At 69.0% G+C, this 2,649-nt stretch carries 2 protein-coding genes; both read right to left on the bottom strand.

The window, feature by feature from the left end; all coding sequences use genetic code 11:
* Window positions 1-121: 121 nt before the first annotated feature.
* Window positions 122-1,834 (bottom strand): ubiquinone biosynthesis regulatory protein kinase UbiB, encoded by a 1,713-nt coding sequence (ubiB, locus tag ABGA94_RS13760; protein WP_375367557.1) that lies wholly within the window; start codon window positions 1,832-1,834, stop codon window positions 122-124.
* A complete protein-coding gene (locus tag ABGA94_RS13755; RefSeq protein WP_164230145.1) occupies window positions 1,831-2,466 on the bottom strand; it encodes an SCP2 domain-containing protein in 636 nt (211 codons plus the stop codon). Before ABGA94_RS13755 ends, ubiB begins: the two co-directional genes overlap by 4 nt.
* Window positions 2,467-2,649 lie beyond the last annotated feature (183 nt).

Genomic DNA, 2,649 nt, shown 5'->3' with positions numbered 1-2,649 from the left:
TAGCCGGCGGTGATGTCATGCATCGCGCTGCCCCAGTGCAGGCGCTGGGTATAGCGCGGCTCGATGCCGAGCACGCGGTAGTCGCGCGGCTGCACGGTCAGCTGGGTGTTGGCGGCGTTGATCAGCGAGCTGGCAGGCGTGGCTGCGCGACGGCGGTCGTGCAGTGAGCGCCGGCAAGCCTGCTCGCGGCGCCGGCATCCTGCTGCGCAACGCCGACGGCACCAGACACCCAGCTCCACATCGGCAGGTCGCCCCAGTACCAGCCCGGTGGCTGCAGCACGTACATCAGCGCGGCGATGGCCAGCAGGCCGACGCCGGTGATCGCGCCGACCGCGCGCTTCTGCAGGCGCTGCACGCTGGCATCCAGCGCAACCAGATCGCGCGAGCGCATCGCCAGCTCGTGGCGCCCCTCCACCTGCTGGGTCAGCCAAGCGTGTACCAGGCGCGGCATGTCCGGCGCGTGGGTCATGATTTCCGGCAACCGCTTGCCGATCTCGCGCACCACCCGGCGTGGGCTGTAGCGCTCGCGCAGGATCTTCGCCAGCACCGGCTTGGCCACCGCCCAGATATCGATCTGCGGATCCAGCTGGCGGCCGACACCTTCGATGTTCAGCAGGGTCTTCTGCAGCAGGATCAGCTGCGGCTGCAGGGTCAGCTGGTAGCGCTGCGCCACGCGGAACAGCTTCATCAGCACTTCGGCCAGCGAGATCTGCGACAGCGGGCGGGTGAAGTACGGCTCGCACACCGAACGCACGGCCGCTTCCAGATCATCGATGCGTACGTGATCGGGCATCCACCGCGCCTGCACGTGCAGTTCGGCGATGCGGCGGTAATCGCGGTTGAAGATGGCCATGAAGTTCTCAGCCAGGTAGTACTGATCCTCCTGCGACAGCTGGCCCATGATGCCGAAGTCCAGCGCGATGAATCGCGGGTTGGCGCGGCGGCCCGGATCGGTGTCGACCCAGATGTTGCCGGCGTGCGCATCGGCATGGAAGAAGTTGTCGCGGAACACCTGGGTGTAGAAGACCCGCACGCCCTTGGCGGCCAGTACCTTGCGGTCGATGCCCGCCTTGTCGAGCGCGGCGATGTCGTCGGACGGAATGCCCCACACGCGCTCCAGGGTCAGCGCGCGCTCGGCGGTATGGCTCCAGATCACTTCCGGCACGTACAGGTCGTCGCTGTTCTCCCAGAAGCGGCGCAGCACGCTGGCATTGGCGCCTTCGCGCTGCAGGTCCAGCTCGGCGGCGAGGGTGTTCTCGACTTCGGCCACCACTTCGCGCGGACGGATCTTGTCGGCGCGTGGATGGGTGCGCTCGACCAGGGCGGCCAGCGAATTGAGCAGGGCGATATCAGCGTCGATCTGCTTCTCGATGCCCGGGCGCAGCACCTTGACCACCACCTGGCGGCCATCGGCCAGCGTGGCCGCATGCACCTGCGCGATCGAAGCCGAGGCCAGTGGTTCGGTATCGAAGCTGGCGAACGCCTCGCTGACCGGCAGGCCAAGCGCTTCCTCGACAATGCGGCGCGCAGTGTCACCGTCGAACGGCTTGACCCGGTCCTGCAGCAGGGTCAGCTCATTGGCCACATCCGGCGGCACCAGGTCGCGGCGTGTGGAGAGGATCTGGCCGAACTTGACGAAGATCGGGCCGAGATCCTGCAGCGCCAGGCGCAGGCGCGCACCGCGCGACTGTGCGGCGATGTCGGCCGAGGCACGCGGCACGAACGGCTTGGCCAGGCGCAGCCAACGCTCGGCCGGCGTGCCCTGCAGCAGGTCGTCAAGGCGGTAACGCAGGATCACCCGGCCGATGCGGCTCGCCCGCAGCACGGCCTTCATGCGGCACCCCGCAGGCGCTGCACGCGCGCGCCAAGACGCTCGACGTCATCGCGCAGCACGTCCACATCATCATGGAAGGCATCCAGTTCGGCGCGCGGCACCACGTCGCGCGATTCCTCGGTGATGAACTCGGCGGCGCTTTGGGCCAGGTCGATCGCCCCCTGGCGCGCGTGCTGCAGGGCGCTGCGCAGGGTGTTGGCGACCTGCACGCCCAGTACCTCGCCGAATACGCTGACGAACGGCTGCTGCCAGTCCGGGTCGAAGCCCTTGGCCAGCTGCTGCAGGCGCCGCGCCAGTTCGGCGTCACCGGCCACGCGTACACGGCCCTTGTTGTTGGACTCGCCGCGCCGTGCGTTGGCCAGCAGCGGCAGCTGCGCCAGCACGCCGGCCAGGCTGCTGCGCACGGCCAGGTCGGCTTCCTGCGCATCCACCGGGCCGACCCGCAGCTGGTCGCCATCGACGCTGATGCGCATCGCCAGCGACGGCGCTTCCAGGGTCAGGTCAATGTGCCGGCCATCGAGGCTGGCCAGGGCATGGCGGGTATCCGGATCCAGCGCCAGCGCGCGGTTCAGGGCGATCTGCAGGGCGCGGCCAGCGACCGGCTTGAGGGACTTGAGCAGGGAAAGAGCCATGGGCGCATTCTACCTGCGTGGGTGGGGGGCTTGGGCCGGGCTGCCGCCCGGCACCCGCAGACGCAACGGCAACGGCAACGGCCAAAGCAACAGCGGGCATTCCGTGGGTTGGCGGGATGGGTCCGGTTGCGGGGGACGCCGTAAACCCGTCCGTGGGGGCTTGGCCGCGGCATCCATGCCGTG

Origin of the sequence: Stenotrophomonas sp. 3diitr2024 (assembly GCF_042136455.1) — a bacterium.
GTDB lineage: Bacteria > Pseudomonadota > Gammaproteobacteria > Xanthomonadales > Xanthomonadaceae > Stenotrophomonas > Stenotrophomonas sepilia.
Note: the sequence above shows the minus strand (reverse complement) of the source record. Positions and strands in the feature narration are given on the sequence as shown.

What these genes read in the sequence shown, in the direction of transcription:
- ubiB (WP_375367557.1), bottom strand. Translation starts at nt 1,834, where the DNA reads ATGAAGGCCGTGCTGCGGGCGAGCCGCATCGGCCGGGTGATCCTGCGT.
- ABGA94_RS13755 (WP_164230145.1), bottom strand. Translation starts at nt 2,466, where the DNA reads ATGGCTCTTTCCCTGCTCAAGTCCCTCAAGCCGGTCGCTGGCCGCGCC.